We start from the raw sequence: 17,552 nt of genomic DNA on the forward strand, positions 1-17,552 counted from the left end.
CTACATGACTGACTCCCAGCGCCTGCCCGGCGACACCTACGACGCCGGCATGGTGGTGCGCCGCGAAGTGCTCGGCGGCGAGCACGTCGACCGCGCCACCAGCACCTCGAACGACTTCACCGACGAGTTCCAGGAGATGATCACCCGCTACGCCTGGGGCACCATCTGGACCCGCGACGGCCTGCCGCGCACCACCCGCAGCGCCATCACCCTGACCGCCATGATCGCCGGCGGCTACTGGGAGGAGCTGGAAATGCACGTGCATGCGGCCCTGCGCAACGGCATGACCCCTGATGAAATCAAGGAAGTTTTCCTCCAGAGCGCCATCTACTGCTCGGTGCCCGCGGCCAACGTCGCGTTCAAGATCGGCAAGAAAGTTTTGGCCGAGTACGAGGCCTCCTAGCTGTGTTGCCAAGGTTGAGAACACTGTCGGTCGGTACTCGGGCCTTCAGCGAAGCTTGCCCTCGACGGTAGTTCTCATAACCTAGCCACCCCTGCAAAGCAGCAACCGGCTCAGCCACCGCGCGGTACCGGATCGCGTACGCCCACTGCTCCAGCATCGTCCGGTTGAACCGCTGCACCTTGCTCTTGGTCTGCGGCCGGCACAGACGCGAATGCCGATGCTTCGTCGCTGGCCCCCGCGTCCGTGAATGCGTGGGGCCGGCGGAACAGCCCGTTGTCGTTTGGCACCCAGCGCACCTTTACCTTTGGCGCTATTACACCTGGCATTCGAACCAACGCTGAAAATCTTTGAGGCCACGGCACCGCGCGAGTTGCTTCTGCAACCGCCATCGCGTGCCGCGCACGGGCCACGTTTCGAATCGACCGGGTCATCTGCTACTCATTCATTGCCTGTCGGCGAACGATCTGACGGAAGCCACAAGGCTGTCGCGTACGCATCTGTTGCCGCACAGGCAAAAGCAAGTTCCGACCTTAAATACCTTTTTCGGAAGTGCGGCTAGGCCGCGCCCGAACGGACGGACTGCGCAACCCATCAGAAAGCAGTTCAAAACACTAACAGATAGTGTTTTGTGTCGCCAACCGCGAACTGCGTCAATCCCCCAGATGCAACAGGCGGCCGAACAGGGGCCAAACACGCACCGCATCTACAAGCATTCAGAATGATCTCAAGACAAAAATAGGTCATCTTGCTTGCTAATACTTGATAACTTAGCGTGAATGAATTGGGGTTTAGTCAACTTACGGCAATATAACATGACTCTGCCGCCAAACCGCTACAGGATATCCGAACGCACCACGCTTGCCTTAACATTTTGTCGTATTGGACATAAATGCGATGGATTTATATACATTAGTCTCGGATCCTGCAGGACCATCATCATTCACAAGAGAGACAAAGGAACTCGAAATGAGTCAAGCTCGAAAGACGACGCCATCGGCCAATCCGATCAAGCGTCGCACCCTGGCTGCGGCACTCTGTGGCGCCCTGCTGTTTGCGCCAGTTACCGGAGCCGCTAGCGCCATTGCCCAGCCCTCAATCTCGTCCGTCCAAACTGTCGCATCGTCGGCGAGCACCGTATCGTCCGGATCCATTGCTGCGGATAGCGGCACGCGCAGCGTCGCCTCCCCGGATCTCGGAACAGCTTCGGCCTCCGACGCGCAGAAGAGAATCAGCATCAAGCCAGTCATTGACTGGATCAAGAAAAATGCTCCTCAAATCTGGAACAGCATGAAGTCCGCCGTCAAAAAAGGATGGAACGCGTTTAAGAAATGGTGGAATAGCCTCGCTTCGTGGATCCGCTGGGGAATCGACTTCGTTGCCTCGGGTGGCCTCTGGGAGCTCTTCGACGCTCTCTGGCACTACTTCTTCTAGCATCTAGCGGGTCGCCCGCGAGCAACGCGGGCGACCCTGTAGAACCCAATTCGAAATGACAAGACTTCTTGCATATGTGGCCATCAGCGCCATGCTAACTCTCGCTAGCCTGGCGCTAGCATGGGATCACCTCGTGGCGAGCGAATGGTTTGGCGCGCTCGTTATGGCAACCGCGGCCACGGCCGCCTACCTGATCTGCAACAACCCTGAAAAATATCCAGAAGCCGGAAGCCCGTCTACCGGAAAATTCATAGGCGTGGTCGCCGTCCTATTCGCCTTGATCGCGGGAGTCGCCCAGTGGACGTCTCCCGCAGTGCTCATCGGGCTGGCCCTCGCCTCATGTGCCGAAGAGCTTGCCTTCAGGTACTTTCCCTGGAGGATGCGCAAGCATCTTCGTCCACGCCATCGATGGATGATCCCAGCTGCAGCGACTGTTGGATTCTGCCTAGCCCACCCGATCAGCAACCCCTGGCTAGTTGCTGATCGAGCATTGTTTTCCTTGGCGGCATTCGCCATATGTGCGCTGACTGGCTCATGGATTGCCTCTGCAGCCACTCACTTGATCGCCAATCTCATGGTTATATCCCTTTCGGAAACAGCCAGCGAGTTGTTGGTAGGTCCCGTGATTCTCGGCATGGATATTGCGCTGGTCCTTGCGGTCAGCTGGCTACTGCTCCTTGGCAACGCAAAGCGACCTTCATTGACTTCCTTCGTAGATCGGATTACGATCTAGTTATGAATCAAGCGGAGAAATGGCCCAGCGGGTGGCTCAAGGCTTCCTTGACGCTATGTGTGCTGAGGACCATCCATCGCCACAGCGGAACGTACGGGCATGAAGTTATCGGATTGTTGGCGGGCTACGGCCTCGGGAATGTTGGCGGAGGAACCCTGTATCCGCTCCTCCGACGCCTCGTCGACGACGAATTGGTCGAGACTGAATGGGTAGAAGGGGAGCACGGCCCAAGCCGCAAGACATATCGAATCACCGCCGCCGGCCTTGTTGCTCTGAAAACGGAGACCAAAATGTGGCGTGAGTTCACTGCGGTCACCAATCAATTACTAGACGAAGAGAAGCACTGACATGATGAACGACGAATACTTCAAGAACCTGGCCTATCAGCTTCGCTGGCGCCGCATGCCGGAGTCCGTCGTCGCACAAACCCTCCGGGAAGTCCGCGCGGAATCCGAGGCGGCTCAAAGCACCCCATTGGAACTTTTCGGTCCGGAGAAAAGTTTCGCCGAAACGTTCACCAAGGGGAAAGCCACATCGAAGGGTTTTTGGATCATCACCGTTGCTGTTGCCGTCGCCGTACTAGTGGTCCTCGGCCGGGTGGTTACCTCGTTTGCTACAGCCGGGGAGTCCAACCCGCTGATCAGCGTTCTGACCCTCGTCGGCGCGCTGGCCATAGCTTTCATCGGCTCGATCATTGGCGCAATGGTAGATCATCGAATCCCAAAGGGCGTTGAATAAGCATGCATATCCAAGTTTCTTCGGTATCCAAGCATTACGGGAAGGCGCATATCCTCAAGGAGATATCGTGCTCGATACCTGCAGGACAAATCACCGGCCTTTTGGGCCCTAACGGTTCCGGAAAATCTACGCTGATGCGAATGGTGCTGGGTCTGGGCACCCCCGATTCAGGCTCCATTCTTTACGACGGGGTCAGGTATTCCGACCTGCCGAACCCGGGAGCGGCAGTCGGTTCGCTGCTGGACGCAGCCGCTCGGCATCCAGGACGAAATGTTCGCGACAGCTTCAGTCTTGCAGCAGGCATGCTCGGGATCAGCAACAGCCGCCGCGACGAAGTTATTGAGCAAATGGGATTGGAATCTGTTGCCAAACGACGATTCAAGTCCCTCTCTCTCGGGATGCGCCAGCGCGTCGGGCTTGGAATTGCAATCCTGGGGCGTCCTCGGTGCCTGATCCTGGATGAGCCCGTCAACGGGCTGGACATCGAAGCCATCAGCTGGCTGCGCGGCTTGTTGACAGGGTTCGCCCAGGACGGGGGAAGCGTTTTGGTTTCCAGCCATCTCCTGCAGGAGCTGCAATCCTACGCTCATCGCGTGGTCATCATCGACCGCGGCAGCGTCGCGACGGAATCCACGCTGTCGGATCTCAGCAACCCGGATTCACAAGTCAGCGTCGAAGCCGACGAGCCGGAGAAACTCGCCAAGTTGCTGCTGGCTCATGGATTTGCCGTCTCGGACCATGCCGTCCCTGGTTGGCTCAAGGTCCAGGCCAGCAATCGACAGGTGGCGCAGATTGCCATGGAGCACAGAATACTGATCACCTCGCTGGGATCGCAACAGGAACACCAGCTGGAGGAAGCCTACCTGCGCCTTACACAGGGTGAATACAGTGTTCACCGGACGGAAGTACTTTGACTATGAAAACCACTGATACACCAGAACGGCAACCGCTTGTTGGATCCCGGCCCACACTGGGCCGCTTGGTGGGGCTGGAATTTCGGAAACTGACAACGGTTCGTTCAGGGCAGTCAGTGCTGTGGAGCATGCTTGGGCTTGGGCTCTTGCTGTCCTTCGGAGTGTGCTGGGTGCTAATTGCCCAGGAGGAAGCCGAGTTGTCCTTCTCAGTCATCATGATGGCGTTTACCGTATGTGCTGCCTTGGGAACCCCAATTCTTGGAATTCTGGTCTATACGATGGATTGGCAGCATCGGGACATACTGATGATTCTGGCGTTGGAACCACGTCGCCACCGTGTTTTCCTGGCGAAACTGGTGACCTCCGTGCTCATCGGCGTCGCTCTTTGCGCGGCGTTCATCGCGACCGGCCTGGCAGTTAGTTTCGGGCTGGCCAGCGCCTTTGGGATGGCCTGGACTGCCCAAGGTTCGCTGGAGGTCCTCGGCATGCTAATTGTGTTGTCGTTTGCCGGTTCGCTGAGCGGTGCGGCATTGGGCTCCGCGTTGCTGTCGACGCCGCTTTCGGTGGTGATAGTGATCATCCAAGTGCTGCTCATCGACAATCTGCTGTTGTTGCTGCCCGGTGGCATCGGACCTTTCCTGCAAACCGCCTCGATGTCCAATTCCTTGATCGGCGACGGAAGTATAGGCACTGCGTTGTCCTCATTTGCCCTATGGGTTCTCCTGCCGTTTGCGGTGGGATTCATCCGCATGCGGCGCGCCGAACCGCATTAGCCGCCGCGATGTAGCGCATTGGCGCTAAAAAATCTGCGGGGCGGCTTGCACCCGAACAGCTTGGAGCTGCGCGAGTGCGGACCGTCCCGCTGGAGTGTCCTGAATGCCGGGTCCATGCGCACCGCAAAGGCTATCTTCGCAACCAAACATCGCGCCCACCCGCATCACTAATTCCCCACGTACGCACCTCGTCCACCGGTTGCACGGCATCGGTGAACCAGTAGGTCTCATCGGGGTTCCATCCGGCGATGACGCTGGCGCGCCGGGCATCCACCGCGATGATCTCCCCCGCTCCGGCCAGATAGGCGCCAAGGCCCAGATGCACCCCGTCGTAGTCCTCGGCCACGGCCTGCCAGTCCGGCTGGACCCAGAGCCCGTCGCGCCCGGTCGTTTCAAACCAGTTGCGCCGCATCGTTGCGCTGACTTCCAGCGGGTAGCGGCGGCACAAATCGGCCCAGTGCCTTGGCTCGGTGATGTGGAATACCGGCTTCCGGCATTCGATCTGCAGGCGCCGCACCAGCGCCGAGCTCCATCCCATGCCGTCCTCCACACAAGCCAGGCCGATGGGCTCTTCAAGCTCGAAGGTTCCGAAGCTGCGGTACAGCCCGCCCGGCGGATTCGGCCACCAGTGCCCGCTGGCCAGCTGGTCCATCTTTTCCCGCAGGTCTGCCTTGCTGGCGCGTTCTTTCTCCGCGAGATCGAGGTTCCACGCCTTCAGCTGGGATTGCGCAGGTTCAAGGCCCGGTTCCCACTGGCCTTCGGCGCTTTCGCCCGTCCAGGTGATCATCCACTGGTTCGACTGCGTGGATGCGCCCATCCAGCTCTGGATGATGCCGGTTGACGCGACATGCTCTGCTACCCGCTCCAGTGCTTGAACGAGTCGGGGGTCGCCGAACAAGGTGTCCTCGGCATCCGGAGGCTGCCAGTACATGGCCCAATCGACGCTGTCCGTCAGCGCTGAGCGAATCAGCTCGGGCATCGCTTCGGGCAGGGGCACGGTGCGGAGCATCTGCGCAATCTGGGCAATCGATGGCGCCGTTTCATCCGCGGCGGATTCCTGCGGCTCTGCACCTGCACTTTCCTCGGCCATGGTGAAGCGCACAACCCCGTCGCCTCGTTGCTGCGCCAATTCGAAGGACGCGTCGAACACCGAACGCATCAGGTGTTGCGCCTCGGGGGCGGTCCCGGACAGCACGATACTGCTGAGCAGCCGGCGGCCGCGGCGCCCGGCGAGCAGGGATTGTTTCAAGTCCATGGATGTTCCCTTCACCCGGAAGTTTCCACCCAGTCTGCCAGAGTGCGTGCTGGTCAGCGGAAATAAGGGAAATACTCTCGTTTCCCGGCACCGGTGGTGCTTAGTATTGAGCCATGCGAATTGCCGTCCTCGACGATTACCACGACATCTCCCGCACGCTCGCCGATTTCCAGTCCCTGGCCCAGGAGCTGGACGCCGAACTGAGCGTCTTCACCGAATTCCTGGGGCATGACGACGCCACCGTGATCGCGGCGCTTGAGCCCTTCGACGTCATCGTCGCGATGCGCGAACGCACGCCGTTTCCGCGCGCCCGGCTGCAGGCCCTGCCGAACCTGAAGCTGCTGGTGACCACCGGACGGCGCAACGGCTCCATCGACCTCGAAGCGGCCGCGGAGCACGGCGTGGTGGTCAGCCATACCGGCTACATCGCCACCGACGCCGCCGAGCACACCTGGGCGCTGATCCTCGCCGCGGCCCGGCGCCTGGATGTGGAGATCTTCTCCGCGCAGCGCCCGCTGGAGCACTCCACAGGGTGGCAGAGCACCATGGGCATCGGCTTGTCGGGCAAGACCCTGGGCGTCTACGGGCTGGGAAACCTCGGCTCCCGCGTGGCGAAGATCGGGCTGGCCTTCGGCATGCACGTGATCGCCTACAGCCAGAACCTGACCGCGGAGCGCGCCGCCCAGGTCGGCGTGCGCAAGGTGAGCGAGCACGAGCTGTTCGCGACCAGCGACGTGCTGACCATCCACCTCAAGCTCTCCGAGCGCAGCACCGAGGTGGTGGGCTCCAAGCAGCTGGCCTGGATGAAGCCCGACGCGATCCTGGTGAACACCTCGCGCAGCCGCATCGTGCAGACCGATGCGCTCATTGATGCGTTGGAAAACGAGCAGCTCTACCTGGCCGCGGTGGACGTCTTCGATGTGGAGCCGCTGCCGGAGGGCGACCGGCTGGCCGCAACCCGCGGGGTCGTCGCCACCCCGCACATCGGCTACGTGACCGTGGAGCAGTTCGCGATGTTCTACCAGGACGCGGCCGCGGACATCCGGGCCTGGGCCAAGGGCAAACCGGTGCGGGTGCTGAATTAATCCCGTGCAGACAGCAGTGCCCTCGGCGCATCGTATTCCCGATGCGCCGAGGGCACTTGGTGGTGAGCGGATTTAACCTGCCACGAGGTTCATGCACCACACGATCCAGGGCAGCGCCACCAGGTCGATGAGCACCGCGCCGGCCAGCGGCACGATCAGGAACGCCTTCTCCGAGCGCACGCCGTACTTGGCGTTGAAGGAGTCCATGTTCGCCAGGGCGTTGGGGGTCGCGCCCAGGCCGTGGCCCATGAAACCTGCGACCATGGTGGCCGCGTCGTAGTTCTTGCCCATGATGCGGAAGACCACGATCGCGCTAAACAGGGTGATGAACACCAGCTGCACCAGCAGGATGATGGACAGCGGGCCGGCGAGGTTCGCCAGTTCCCAGATCTTCAGGCTCATCATGGCCTGGGTCAGGAAGAAGCCGAGGGTCAGCTGGGAGATCAGGTTGACCGAGTCGTCATTGATCTTCACCCAGTTGAACTTGTCGTTCAGGTTGCGGAAGATCACCGCGGCGATCATGGCGCCCACGTAGGCGGGCAGCGAGAAGCCGGTCATCTGCGCGATCCAGTCGCCCAGCAGCATGCCCAGCACCATGATGATGCCGATGATGGTGGAGGTGGAGAGGATCGAGGAGTAGTTGCTGATCTCGTCGCCCGGCTGCTTGACGGCCTCGTCGAGGTCCTCTCCGGTGGCCGGGCCGCCGGCGAAACCGCCGCCGCCGGCAAGCTTCTTCACGCCGTAGCCTGCGCCGACCTTCTGGGCGATCGTCTGCGGCTTGGCCGGAACTTCCAGCTTGTGGCGGTGCATCAGGAAGCTGGCGAGCATGCCGCCGATCAGGCTGCCTGCCACCAGGCCGAAGGTGGCCGAGGCGATGGCCACGGTGGTGGCGCCTTCGACGCCCATGGATTCAGCGGTAGGGCCGAAGGCCGCGGCGCCGCCGTGTCCGCCTTCGAGGCTGACCGCGCCGGCCATGATGCCCAGCATCGGGTCCACGCCAAGCAGCTTGGCCATGCCCATGCCGATGATGTTCTGCGCGAAGGCCAGCGTCCAGCAGGCCACCAGGTAGATCAGCAGCAGCTTGCCGCCCTTTTTGATGGTCGCCAGCGAACCTGCCAGGCCGATGGTGGTGAAGAACGCGATCATCGCCGGGGTCTGCAGGGAGGTGTCCAGGCTGATTTCCACGGTGCCGGTCTGGCGCAGCACGAGCACCAGCAGGGCGAACAGGAAGCCGCCGACCACGGGGGCCGGGATGCAGAACTTCTCCAGAAAGGCGACGCGGCGGCGGGCGAACTCGCCGAAGACCAGCAGGATCAGCGCCAGTGCCGCGGTCTGGACCAAGGATAGTTGTAATTCCATATATCTTAACCTCGGTTCAAGATCAGGTCATTGAGCAGTCGCGCGCCAGTGCGGGCGGTGCGCTGATCGATGTCAAAGAGAGGGTTGAGCTCAGCAATATCTGCGTGCTTGAGCTTGCCGCTGCGGGCGGCGGCCAAGACGATCTCGCGGACCATTTCAAGGCTGACGCCGAAGCCGGCCGGGGCGCTGACGCCCGGTGCCACGCTGGCCGGCAGCGCGTCCAGGTCGATGGTCAGGTACAGGTGGTCCACCGAGTCGGCGAAGTTCGCGATGAATTCGCGCACCGCCTGCAGGTTGCCCAGATGGCATTCGGTGTCCAGAAGCACCTCGACGCCAAGCTCGGCGGCGCGGTCGAAGAGCACCTTGGTGTTGGCTGCTTCGCTGATGCCCACGGCCGCATAGCGGAAGGGGCGCCTGGCGGCTGCCTGGGCCTTGGCGATCTGCGCGAAACCGGTGCCGGAGCTCGGCAGCGGCGCCTCGCGCAGGTCGAAGTGCGCATCGATGTTCAGTATGCCCAGACTCCAGCTGGAGTCTTCGCCGAGGGCGCGGGCCAGTCCGGCGTAGCTGGCGAAGGTGATTTCGTGGCCTCCGCCAAGACCCACGGTGAAGTGTCCTTCGCGCAGCAGCTGGGCCAGCACGTCCGCGAAGGCCTCTTGCCCGGATTCCAGGTCTTCGCCGTCGACCTCGATGTCTCCGGCGTCGTAGAGCTTGACCGGTTCGTGCAGGGCAATGGAGGACAGCGCGGTGCGCAGGGCCTGCGCCCCGTCGCGCGCACCCACTCGGCCCTTGTTGCGGCGCACGCCTTCGTCGCTGGCGAAACCCAGCAGCGCGGCGCCGGGTTCGGCCCCGGCTGTCCAGGCCTGGATGGTGTTGTGCCAGCGGGCATGCTCCGGACCGGGACCATCGTTGCGTCCGGTCCAGTCGGTTGCCTGTTTCCAGGTCATTTGATTCCTCCACTCAGGCTCAGTGCGGTTCTGCAGGTTTGTTGGATCAGTTCAGCTTGGCGTTCGAGGCTGCGCTGGGCGGGAGCCATTAGGCTCACCACTGCTTGCAGCTCTCCGTTCAGGTCCGTGACCGGGGAGCTGACGCACCAGACGCCTTCCTCCACCTCAGAGAGGCTGACTGCGTAGCCCGCTCGGAAGGCCGATTCGCAGGCCTGCTCAAGGCGTGTCCTCGACGGAGCATCGACATCATGGAAGTCGAAGATTTCGGCGCGTTGCTCCCGGGACATCAGGGCCATCAGCATGGTGCCCGAGGCCCCGAGGGTCAGCGGGTGGGAAGTGCCCACCGAGTAGCTGCACCGCAACGCCTGGGTGGACTCGATGGTTTCCACGCACACCGATTCGGCGCCATGGGCCACGATGAAGGCGGCGAGTTCGCCGGAGTCCTGCGACAGCTGGCGCAGGTAGGGGGCGACGGTTCCGCTCGCCAGGCTGGAATCCCAGTAACGTTCGGCAAGCTGCACGGCCGCGGCGCCGGCGCCGTAGTGTCCGGAGGAAGTTTTGTGGACGAAGCCGGAGAACACCAAGTGGTCCAGCAGACGGTACACCGAGCTCACCGGAATGCCGGTTTCGGTGGACAGCTCGCGCACGCTTGCCTGCGGAACCTTCGCCAATGCAGAGAGAATCCACAAGACCCGTGCGGTCTGTGAATCGGACTCTTTCCTTACGCTCATGGCACCTTCATCGAGAGGCCGTGGACGGCCGTGAACAACTTTTTCGTGCGGGTCCGCCCGCCGGCGGAAATTGGCACAATGAACCATTGTTCTGTCATGTATGCGGCGAGGACAAATCGAAATTCTCACCGAGTGAGAAAGAATCGGGGCAAATTCTCAGTCGCTGGAAAAAGGTGTGCCTCGCCGGCAGCGCCCCGGAATCATGCCCAAATTCTCCAATGGATTGTTGAACAACATGAAATCTCCCGAGGTTCCGCGTACTGACGTGCGCTAAAGCGGCGCTTTTGAACTCCGGGCTAGTTGAGCAACACCAACAGGGTCGTTAAGCAGCGCATCGCAGGCCGATAAGTCGGCCCGCGATGTCGGAATCATATTTGAAGTTAATGTCACATCCACCCGGGGATGTTCAGCAAGCTAGGAAGATTGCCGAATCCTCTTCGAGGGGACGAAGAAATAGTGCAAGATAGCCACAACAGCCGCCCAGCCTGCGCCAATGAGCAACCCGACTAGGACGTCAGAAACCCAGTGGTGGGAAAGGTAGACCCTGGAGGCTCCCATGGCCGCGACGAACAACACCGCTATGCCGCCCAGCAGGTATGCGTAGCGACGCAATCCGTAGACCACAGCCAGGTAGGTGGCGATGCCAATCAGAGCTGCCGCATTCAGCGTGTGCCCGCTGGGGAACGAGAAGGACCCCGGCGGCGCAGGGCCTCCGGGCACGCCAGTCGGGCGCGCAACCTGCAGCACTGATTTGAGCACCACCGTCAGCAGCACCGACCCCAAGGCGGTGAAGGCTACCGTGGCCAAAGGCCACCAGCTGCGCGCCCACAGGCAAATGATTGCCGTCAGGATCACCATGGTCACCGTCATGCCGGGCGTTGATCCCCAGAGATAGAGCACGGTGGCAACCGAGTGCCACACAGGATCCTGGTGAGCCAGAACCCACTGCTCGACCGGCAGGTCGACATCCTTGGACCATCCCCCGATCCTGAGGGAGACCAGCATTCGCCGGGTGAAATAGAACAGCACCACGATGAGTCCAAAGGCGATCCACAACGCCTGCACGCCGCGTGATCGCTGACCCGGGCGAAAAAACCATGAAGATCGCATGGTCTCCATCGTATCCACAGACCCCCTGTGTTCGCTGACCGGCGGCTATGCGGAAGAATAGAACCATGACAATCAAGGTGTTGGCCGTCGGCAAGAAGCATGAGTCTTGGGTGGACGAGGGGATCTCCCGCTATGAGAAGCGGCTGAAGAAACCCTTCGACCTGTCGTGGCAGCTGCTCTCGCATTCCTCGCGGGAAAACGACGCGGCACGCACCGAGGAGTCGGCCCGCATCCTGGCCAAAATCGACGACCGGGACTTCGTGGTGCTGCTCGATGAGCGCGGGAAGAACGTCGACTCCCCAGCGCTGGCCAATACCCTGCGCACGCCGATCGACTCCGCGCGAAATGTCGTGATCATCATCGGCGGAGCCTACGGCGTTGATCCAACCGTTCACGCGCGGGCGAACTTCACCTGGTCGCTGTCCAAGCTGGTGTTCCCGCACCAGCTGGTCCGCCTGATCCTCACCGAACAGCTCTACCGTGCCCAGGACATCTTGGCCGGCGGCAAGTACCACCACGTTTAGCCATCCTTGACTTTCCATCTTGGAAAGACAAAACTTGCCGTAACGGAAAGTGAGGGAACATGAACCCGCAAGAACCCGCGAACCCGACCAAGCACGAGGCCTCCAGTCTCCTTGCCGACGCACAGGCCGCCTCTCAGAACATGGTCCGAAGCAGCGACTCTCCGCGCGGATTCACCACCTGTGTAGTCCTGCTGATCAGTGCGCTAACAAGTATCGACGGTCTCGTTCCAGACCAGATTCTGTATTCGCTTTTCGCGTTGTTCATTCCCCTGATTATTTGGTTGGCTGTCTTTCTACGCAAACGCGCCAAGCAGCGGCCACTGCCCGGCAATTCGACAGCCTTTGGCTGCTACCTGGTGGTGATCATTCTGGCCACGATGTTCCTGCGTATGTGGGAGGCATCTACTTGGTTCGAAGCCGCGGGAAAGATGGTTGTCTGCTGTGCAATCCTCGGGGTCCTAGCCCACAAAATGCGTGCTTCGCTGACGCAGGAACGCGTGGAGGACGGCAGTGAGCAAGCCTGCTGAACCACGCTTTGACGACCTGATTCACGCACCGTTGCGCCTGCGGATCTGCGCCAGCCTCGCACCCGTCCAATGGGCCGAGTTCGCGCACCTCAAGGAAAATTTGAACGTTGCCGATTCAGTGCTGAGCAAACACCTGAAACAGCTCACCGATGCCGGATACGTGGAGGTGGAACGCTTCGCCAAGCTCGGCCGCAGCCACGTGCGTCTCTGCCTGAGCAAGGAAGGCCGCCGTGCCTACGTCGGCCATCTGGCGGCACTGCGCAAAATCACCGAGGGCGAATAAGCCCTCCAGCTGTCCGTGCCAGAACGTAGGATCGATTCCATGAGCGATGTCCTGACCCGCTTCGGCGCGGCCACCCAGAAGTGGTTCACCGAAGTCTTCACCGAGCCGACCACCGCACAGGTCGGTGCCTGGACATCCATCTCCGAAGGCAACCACACGCTGGTCATCGCCCCGACCGGCTCCGGCAAGACCTTGGCGGCCTTCCTCTGGGCGCTGGATCGGCTGCACCACGCGGAATTGGATGCCCCGGCGCTGCCCGGACTGGACCAGGACAGCGACCATCCGACGGGCACCGGCACCAAGGTGCTCTACATTTCGCCGCTGAAGGCCCTGGGCGTGGATGTGGAGCGCAACCTGCGCTCCCCGCTGGCCGGCATCCGGGCCACCGCCCACGAGCTGGGACTCTCCCAGCCCTCGGTCTCGGTGGGCGTGCGCTCGGGCGACACCCCCGCTTCCGAGCGCCGGCAGCTGCTGCGCAATCCCCCGGACATCCTGATCACCACACCCGAGTCGCTGTACCTGATGCTGACCAGCCAGGCGCGCACCACGCTGTCGCAGGTGCACACGGTCATCATCGACGAGATCCACGCGATCGCCAACACCAAGCGCGGCACCCATCTGGCGCTGTCCCTGGAACGGCTGGATTCCCTGCTCGCCGCCCCGGCACAGCGCATCGGCCTGTCAGCCACCGTCGAGCCGCCCGAGGAAGTCGCGCGCTTCCTGGCCGGCTCCGCCCCGGTGAACACCGTGCGCCCGGAATCCACCAAGCAATGGGAGCTTGAGGTGCGGGTTCCGGTCGAGGACATGACCGACCTGCCCTCCGCCGCCGCCGCCCACGACCTGGGCCCCGGCTCGTCTCCGGCAGCCGCGGCCAGCATCTGGCCGCACGTGGAGAACCAGCTGGTGGACCTGGTGCTGGCCAACCACTCGACCATCATCTTCGCCAACTCCCGGCGGCTGGCCGAACGGCTGACCGGGCGGCTGAATGAAATCTATGCCGAGCGCGAGGGCTTCGCGGTAGAGAACCAGCTGTCCTCCTCCCCCGCGGTGATGATGGCGCAGGCCGGGTCCACCGCGGCCGCGGATCCCGAGGCGCCGCTGCTGGCCCGCGCCCACCACGGCTCGGTCTCCAAGGACGCCCGCGCGGCCATCGAGGAGGATTTGAAGCTCGGCCGGCTGCGCGCGGTGGTCGCCACCAGCTCGCTGGAACTGGGCATCGACATGGGCCTGGTGGACCTGGTGATCCAGGTCGAGTCCCCCAACTCGGTGTCTTCCGGACTGCAGCGCGTGGGCCGCGCAGGCCACCAAGTGGGTTCGGTCTCCCAGGGAATCTTCTTCCCCAAGCACCGCGCCGACCTGCTCTCCACCGCGCTGGTGGTCACCCGCATGCGCGAGGGCAAGATCGAGAAGATGGCGATCCCTGCCAATCCGCTCGATGTGCTGGCCCAGCAGACCCTTGCCGCGGTGGCCATGGAAGACCTGGACGTCGAGGCATGGTTCGACACCGTCCGGCGCGCGGCCCCCTACCAGCAGCTGCCGCGCAGCGTGTACCTGGCCACGCTGGACATGCTCACCGGCAAGTACCCCTCCGACGAATTCGCCACGCTCAAGCCGCGGATCATCTGGGACCGCGACGCCGGGGTGCTCTCCGCGCGCCCCGGAGCGCAGCGCCTGGCCGTGATCTCCGGCGGCACCATCCCTGACCGCGGGCTGTTCGGCGTGTTCCTGGCCGGATCCGAGGACGACAAGGCGCCCAAACGCGTGGGCGAGCTGGACGAGGAAATGGTCTACGAGTCCCGGGTGGGCGACGTGTTCGCCCTAGGCGCCACCAGTTGGCGCATCGAGGACATCACCCACGACCGGGTGCTGGTCACCCCCGCCTTCGGCCAGCCCGGCAAGCTGCCCTTCTGGCACGGCGACGGGCTGGGCCGCCCGGTGGAGCTGGGCGCGGCGTTGGGCGAATTCACCACCGGCCTGCTGGCCCGCGAACGCTCCGAGGCCGCCGAAGAGCTGGGCGCAGGAGGACTGGATGCCTTCGCCGCGCAGAACCTGCTGAACTACCTGGGCGAGCAGCGCGAGGCCACCGGGCAGGTCCCCAACCACCAGACCTTCGTGGTGGAGCGCTTCCACGACGAGCTGGGCGACTGGCGGGTGATCCTGCATTCGCCCTTCGGGCTGGCGGTGCACGCCCCGTGGGCGTTGGCAGTCGGTGCGCGGGTGCGTGAACGCTGGGGGCTGGACGCCTCCGCGATGGCCGCCGATGACGGGATCGTGCTGCGCATCCCCGCCATGGACGACGAGCCGCCCGGGGCCGAGCTGTTCGCGTTCGAGTCCGACGAGATCGTGGATCTGGTCACCGGGCAGGTGGCCAATTCGGCGCTGTTCGCCGCGCGCTTCCGCGAATGCGCCGCCCGGGCGCTGCTGCTGCCGCGCATCAACCCGACCAAGCGCACCCCGCTGTGGCAGCAGCGCCAGCGCGCCAGCCAGCTGCTGGACGTGGCCCGCAACTACCCGGATTTCCCGATCATCCTGGAAACCGTACGCGAATGCCTGAACGACGTGTACGACCTGCCAGCGCTGACCCGGATCCTGTCCCAGGTCTCTTCGCGCGCCATCCGGCTGGTGGAGGTCACCACCGAGCTGCCTTCGCCCTTCGCGCAGTCGCTGCTCTTCGGCTATGTGGCGCAGTTCCTCTACGAATCCGACGCTCCGCTGGCCGAACGCCGGGCCGCGGCGCTGAGCCTGGACCCGGTGCTGCTGGGCGAGCTGCTGGGCCGCAACGACGTGCGCGAGATCCTGGATCCGCAGGTCATCGCCGAGCTGGCGCAGCAGCTGCAGTACCTGGCGCCCAAGCGCCGGCTGGCCGGCATGGAGGGGGCCGCGGACCTGCTGCGGCTGCTGGGCCCCCTGACCGCCGCTCAGCTGGCTGAACGCCTGCGTGATCCTGCCGACGAGCAGGCCCCGCTGGCCGAGGCGGCGGCCCGCGCGCACGCCGAATCGCTGGTGGCCACCCGGCGTGCGTTCACCCTGCGGATCGGCGGGCAGCTGGCCTACGCGGGAATCGAGGACGCGGCCAAGCTGCGCGACGCACTGGGCACCCCGCTGCCCACCGGCATCCCCGCCGCCTTCCTGGAGCCCGCGGCCCAGCCCGTCGAGGACCTGGTTTCGCGCTATGCCCGCACCCACGCCCCGTTCACGCTCACCGAGATCTCCGGGGTGCTGGGCCTGGGCGTGGCGGTGCTGCGCCCGGTGCTGGATGCCATGACCGCCGCCGGGCGGCTCTCGCTGGGAGCCTTCCGCCCGGTGGAGCTGATTCCCGAGGGCGTCAGCGGGGACGAGTACTGCGACGTGCAGGTGCTGCGCACCATCCGCACCCGCTCGCTGGCCGCCCTGCGCGCCGAGGTGGAGCCGGTGGACCAGCTGGCTTTCGCGCGTTTCCTGCCGGCCTGGCAGCAGGTCGGCTCCCGGCTGGAGGGCAGCGACGGAGTCTACGAGGTGGCGATGCAGCTGGCAGGCGTCGAGCTGCCCGCCTCCGCGCTGGAGTCCTTTGTGCTGCCTGCCCGGCTGCCCGGCTACCAGAGCGCCTGGCTGGACGAGCTGACCAGCGCCGGGGACGTGCTCATCTGCGGCGCCGGCGCGGCCGGGGGCAAGGACGGCTGGCTCTCGCTGCATACCGCCGAGCATGCCCCGCTGAGCCTGCCGATCCCGGACCCCGCGCCGCTGGATGCGCTGGCCCGCCGGGTGCTTGAATCCTTCGACCCGACCGGCGCGTACTTCGTGCAGGAGATCGCCGCGCGCATCCACCCCGGCGAGGGGCGCCCGCCCAGCGAGCAGGAGATCACCGAGGCTTGCTGGCAGCTGTTCTGGGCCGGGTTCATCTCCCCTGACACCCTGGCGCCGGTGCGCGGCTACCTGGCCGGGGGCAGCACCGCGCACAAGATCGCCAAGCCCGCCCCGCGCGCCCGCGCCGCCCGGCTGAACCGGCTGTCCGGACTCAGCCGCATGGCCCGCGAGCAGGGCGTGGTGCATGCGCGCAGCACCCGCGGTTCGGCGCGCTGGGCGCTGCTGCCCGAGCCGGTGCGCGACCCCACCATCGCCGCGCACGCCACCGCGGAAATCATGCTTGAGCGCTACGGGGTGCTGACCCGCGGCTCGGTGGCCGCCGAGGCGGTGCCGGGGGGCTTCGGACAGCTTTACCGGGTGCTGTCCAAGCTGGAGGAGGCCGGGCATGCGCGCCGTGGCTACTTCATCGAGAAGCTGGGCGCCGCGCAGTTCTCCACCTCGAACACCATTGACCGGCTGCGCGGCTTCGTGCTGCCCGAGGACCCGCGCCGCCAGCCCGAAGCCGTGGTGCTGGCCGCCACCGACCCGGCCAACCCCTATGGCGCGGCGCTGCCGTGGCCCGCCACGCAGACCGGGCACCGCCCCGGGCGCAAGGCCGGGGCGATCGTGGGCATGCTGGACGGCGAGCTGGTGCTGTACCTCGAACGCGGCGGACGCACCGTGCTGGCCTTTGGCGAACCCGGAGAGCAGGCCTGGGCGCTGCTGGCGGCCAGGCTGGTTGCGGCGCTGCGCCGTGCCGGGGTGGACAAGATCGCCATCGCCACGGTCAACGGCGAACCTGTGCAGGAGCACCCGGCGGCCGCCGCCCTGCTGGGCGCCGGTTTCTACTCGACCCCGCAGGGCATCCGCTTCCGGCGGTAGCCTGGACACCAGCGCGCTGTACGCGGCGGCTGGCAGCA

At 64.0% G+C, this 17,552-nt stretch carries 17 protein-coding genes and 1 pseudogene; 12 read left to right on the top strand and 6 right to left on the bottom strand.

The genetic code is table 11. From position 1 onward, the window contains the following. Nucleotides 1-4 precede the first annotated feature (4 nt). Nucleotides 5-403, top strand: a complete 399-nt coding sequence (gene pcaC / locus DFO58_RS14070; RefSeq protein ID WP_047118017.1) for a 4-carboxymuconolactone decarboxylase — start codon at nucleotides 5-7, stop codon at nucleotides 401-403. On the opposite strand, the pseudogene DFO58_RS18815 reads toward pcaC, so the two are convergent. Further along, nucleotides 360-645, bottom strand: a pseudogene (locus DFO58_RS18815) (hypothetical protein); the annotation flags it as partial. The gene pcaC and the pseudogene DFO58_RS18815 sit on opposite strands and share 44 nt — an antisense overlap. A 724-nt stretch (nucleotides 646-1,369) precedes the next feature. Here DFO58_RS18815 and DFO58_RS18290 point away from each other — a divergent pair. The 6 genes from DFO58_RS18290 to DFO58_RS14095 all read left to right on the top strand — a co-directional run bounded on the left by DFO58_RS18290 (nucleotide 1,370) and on the right by DFO58_RS14095 (nucleotide 4,992). Further along, the gene (locus DFO58_RS18290) at nucleotides 1,370-1,834 is read left to right on the top strand and encodes a hypothetical protein (RefSeq protein ID WP_146956084.1); all 465 of its coding nucleotides are present in this window, start codon (nucleotides 1,370-1,372) and stop codon (nucleotides 1,832-1,834) included. A 76-nt stretch (nucleotides 1,835-1,910) separates the two neighbouring features. Beyond that, nucleotides 1,911-2,567: a CPBP family glutamic-type intramembrane protease gene (locus tag DFO58_RS18570; protein ID WP_160309065.1), complete on the top strand. Its 657-nt coding sequence runs from the start codon at nucleotides 1,911-1,913 to the stop codon at nucleotides 2,565-2,567. A gap of 2 nt (nucleotides 2,568-2,569) precedes the next feature. Beyond that, the gene (locus DFO58_RS18575; RefSeq protein ID WP_047118020.1) at nucleotides 2,570-2,914 is read left to right on the top strand and encodes a PadR family transcriptional regulator; all 345 of its coding nucleotides are present in this window, start codon (nucleotides 2,570-2,572) and stop codon (nucleotides 2,912-2,914) included. Between the two features lies 1 nt (nucleotide 2,915). Continuing rightward, nucleotides 2,916-3,305, top strand: a complete 390-nt coding sequence (locus tag DFO58_RS14085) for a hypothetical protein (RefSeq protein ID WP_047118021.1) — start codon at nucleotides 2,916-2,918, stop codon at nucleotides 3,303-3,305. Between the two features lie 2 nt (nucleotides 3,306-3,307). After that, a complete protein-coding gene (locus DFO58_RS14090; protein WP_047118022.1) occupies nucleotides 3,308-4,219 on the top strand; it encodes an ATP-binding cassette domain-containing protein in 912 nt (303 codons plus the stop codon). A 2-nt stretch (nucleotides 4,220-4,221) separates the two neighbouring features. Further along, a complete protein-coding gene (locus tag DFO58_RS14095; protein ID WP_147407291.1) occupies nucleotides 4,222-4,992 on the top strand; it encodes a hypothetical protein in 771 nt (256 codons plus the stop codon). A gap of 130 nt (nucleotides 4,993-5,122) precedes the next feature. Here DFO58_RS14095 and DFO58_RS14100 read toward each other — a convergent pair whose 3' ends face one another. Beyond that, the gene (locus DFO58_RS14100; protein ID WP_120991477.1) at nucleotides 5,123-6,247 is read right to left on the bottom strand and encodes a hypothetical protein; all 1,125 of its coding nucleotides are present in this window, start codon (nucleotides 6,245-6,247) and stop codon (nucleotides 5,123-5,125) included. A 113-nt stretch (nucleotides 6,248-6,360) separates the two neighbouring features. On the opposite strand from DFO58_RS14100, the gene DFO58_RS14105 reads away from it, so the two are divergent. Next, nucleotides 6,361-7,332 carry a D-2-hydroxyacid dehydrogenase family protein gene (locus DFO58_RS14105; protein ID WP_120991478.1) on the top strand — a complete coding sequence of 324 codons (972 nt, stop codon included), beginning with the start codon at nucleotides 6,361-6,363 and terminating at the stop codon, nucleotides 7,330-7,332. Between the two features lie 72 nt (nucleotides 7,333-7,404). Here DFO58_RS14105 and DFO58_RS14110 read toward each other — a convergent pair whose 3' ends face one another. The 4 genes from DFO58_RS14110 to DFO58_RS14125 all read right to left on the bottom strand — a co-directional run bounded on the left by DFO58_RS14110 (nucleotide 7,405) and on the right by DFO58_RS14125 (nucleotide 11,485). Further along, nucleotides 7,405-8,691: a sodium/glutamate symporter gene (locus DFO58_RS14110; RefSeq protein ID WP_120991479.1), complete on the bottom strand. Its 1,287-nt coding sequence runs from the start codon at nucleotides 8,689-8,691 to the stop codon at nucleotides 7,405-7,407. A gap of 5 nt (nucleotides 8,692-8,696) precedes the next feature. Beyond that, a complete protein-coding gene (gene hutG, locus DFO58_RS14115; RefSeq protein ID WP_120991480.1) occupies nucleotides 8,697-9,635 on the bottom strand; it encodes a formimidoylglutamase in 939 nt (312 codons plus the stop codon). Continuing rightward, on the bottom strand, nucleotides 9,632-10,366 hold the full coding sequence (locus DFO58_RS14120; protein ID WP_160309066.1) for an IclR family transcriptional regulator: 735 nt from the start codon (nucleotides 10,364-10,366) through the stop codon (nucleotides 9,632-9,634). The genes hutG and DFO58_RS14120 overlap by 4 nt, the downstream gene beginning before the upstream one ends. 414 nt (nucleotides 10,367-10,780) lie before the next feature. Continuing rightward, on the bottom strand, nucleotides 10,781-11,485 hold the full coding sequence (locus DFO58_RS14125) for a phosphatase PAP2 family protein (protein ID WP_052772206.1): 705 nt from the start codon (nucleotides 11,483-11,485) through the stop codon (nucleotides 10,781-10,783). Nucleotides 11,486-11,541: 56 nt separating this feature from the next. On the opposite strand from DFO58_RS14125, the gene DFO58_RS14130 reads away from it, so the two are divergent. The 4 genes from DFO58_RS14130 to DFO58_RS14145 are packed head-to-tail and all read left to right on the top strand — an operon-like array spanning nucleotide 11,542 to nucleotide 17,514. Beyond that, a complete protein-coding gene (locus tag DFO58_RS14130) occupies nucleotides 11,542-12,000 on the top strand; it encodes a 23S rRNA (pseudouridine(1915)-N(3))-methyltransferase RlmH (RefSeq protein ID WP_183043211.1) in 459 nt (152 codons plus the stop codon). A 59-nt stretch (nucleotides 12,001-12,059) separates the two neighbouring features. Next, nucleotides 12,060-12,527 carry a hypothetical protein gene (locus tag DFO58_RS14135; RefSeq protein ID WP_120991481.1) on the top strand — a complete coding sequence of 156 codons (468 nt, stop codon included), beginning with the start codon at nucleotides 12,060-12,062 and terminating at the stop codon, nucleotides 12,525-12,527. Beyond that, a complete protein-coding gene (locus DFO58_RS14140; RefSeq protein WP_120991482.1) occupies nucleotides 12,511-12,810 on the top strand; it encodes a transcriptional regulator in 300 nt (99 codons plus the stop codon). The genes DFO58_RS14135 and DFO58_RS14140 overlap by 17 nt, the downstream gene beginning before the upstream one ends. Nucleotides 12,811-12,849: 39 nt before the next feature. Beyond that, the gene (locus DFO58_RS14145) at nucleotides 12,850-17,514 is read left to right on the top strand and encodes an ATP-dependent helicase (protein WP_120991483.1); all 4,665 of its coding nucleotides are present in this window, start codon (nucleotides 12,850-12,852) and stop codon (nucleotides 17,512-17,514) included. The last annotated feature ends 38 nt before the right edge of the window (nucleotides 17,515-17,552 follow it).

This window comes from Arthrobacter sp. AG1021 (assembly GCF_003633665.1).
Taxonomy (GTDB): Bacteria; Actinomycetota; Actinomycetes; order Actinomycetales; family Micrococcaceae; genus Glutamicibacter; species Glutamicibacter soli.

What these genes read in the sequence shown, in the direction of transcription:
- DFO58_RS18575 (WP_047118020.1), top strand. Translation starts at nt 2,570, where the DNA reads ATGAATCAAGCGGAGAAATGGCCCAGCGGGTGGCTCAAGGCTTCCTTG.
- DFO58_RS14090 (WP_047118022.1), top strand. Translation starts at nt 3,308, where the DNA reads ATGCATATCCAAGTTTCTTCGGTATCCAAGCATTACGGGAAGGCGCAT.
- DFO58_RS14125 (WP_052772206.1), bottom strand. Translation starts at nt 11,485, where the DNA reads ATGGAGACCATGCGATCTTCATGGTTTTTTCGCCCGGGTCAGCGATCA.
- DFO58_RS14110 (WP_120991479.1), bottom strand. Translation starts at nt 8,691, where the DNA reads ATGGAATTACAACTATCCTTGGTCCAGACCGCGGCACTGGCGCTGATC.
- pcaC (WP_047118017.1), top strand. Translation starts at nt 5, where the DNA reads ATGACTGACTCCCAGCGCCTGCCCGGCGACACCTACGACGCCGGCATG.
- DFO58_RS14105 (WP_120991478.1), top strand. Translation starts at nt 6,361, where the DNA reads ATGCGAATTGCCGTCCTCGACGATTACCACGACATCTCCCGCACGCTC.
- DFO58_RS14085 (WP_047118021.1), top strand. Translation starts at nt 2,916, where the DNA reads ATGATGAACGACGAATACTTCAAGAACCTGGCCTATCAGCTTCGCTGG.
- DFO58_RS14100 (WP_120991477.1), bottom strand. Translation starts at nt 6,247, where the DNA reads ATGGACTTGAAACAATCCCTGCTCGCCGGGCGCCGCGGCCGCCGGCTG.
- DFO58_RS14120 (WP_160309066.1), bottom strand. Translation starts at nt 10,366, where the DNA reads ATGAGCGTAAGGAAAGAGTCCGATTCACAGACCGCACGGGTCTTGTGG.
- DFO58_RS14130 (WP_183043211.1), top strand. Translation starts at nt 11,542, where the DNA reads ATGACAATCAAGGTGTTGGCCGTCGGCAAGAAGCATGAGTCTTGGGTG.
- hutG (WP_120991480.1), bottom strand. Translation starts at nt 9,635, where the DNA reads ATGACCTGGAAACAGGCAACCGACTGGACCGGACGCAACGATGGTCCC.
- DFO58_RS14145 (WP_120991483.1), top strand. Translation starts at nt 12,850, where the DNA reads ATGAGCGATGTCCTGACCCGCTTCGGCGCGGCCACCCAGAAGTGGTTC.
- DFO58_RS14135 (WP_120991481.1), top strand. Translation starts at nt 12,060, where the DNA reads ATGAACCCGCAAGAACCCGCGAACCCGACCAAGCACGAGGCCTCCAGT.
- DFO58_RS14095 (WP_147407291.1), top strand. Translation starts at nt 4,222, where the DNA reads ATGAAAACCACTGATACACCAGAACGGCAACCGCTTGTTGGATCCCGG.
- DFO58_RS18290 (WP_146956084.1), top strand. Translation starts at nt 1,370, where the DNA reads ATGAGTCAAGCTCGAAAGACGACGCCATCGGCCAATCCGATCAAGCGT.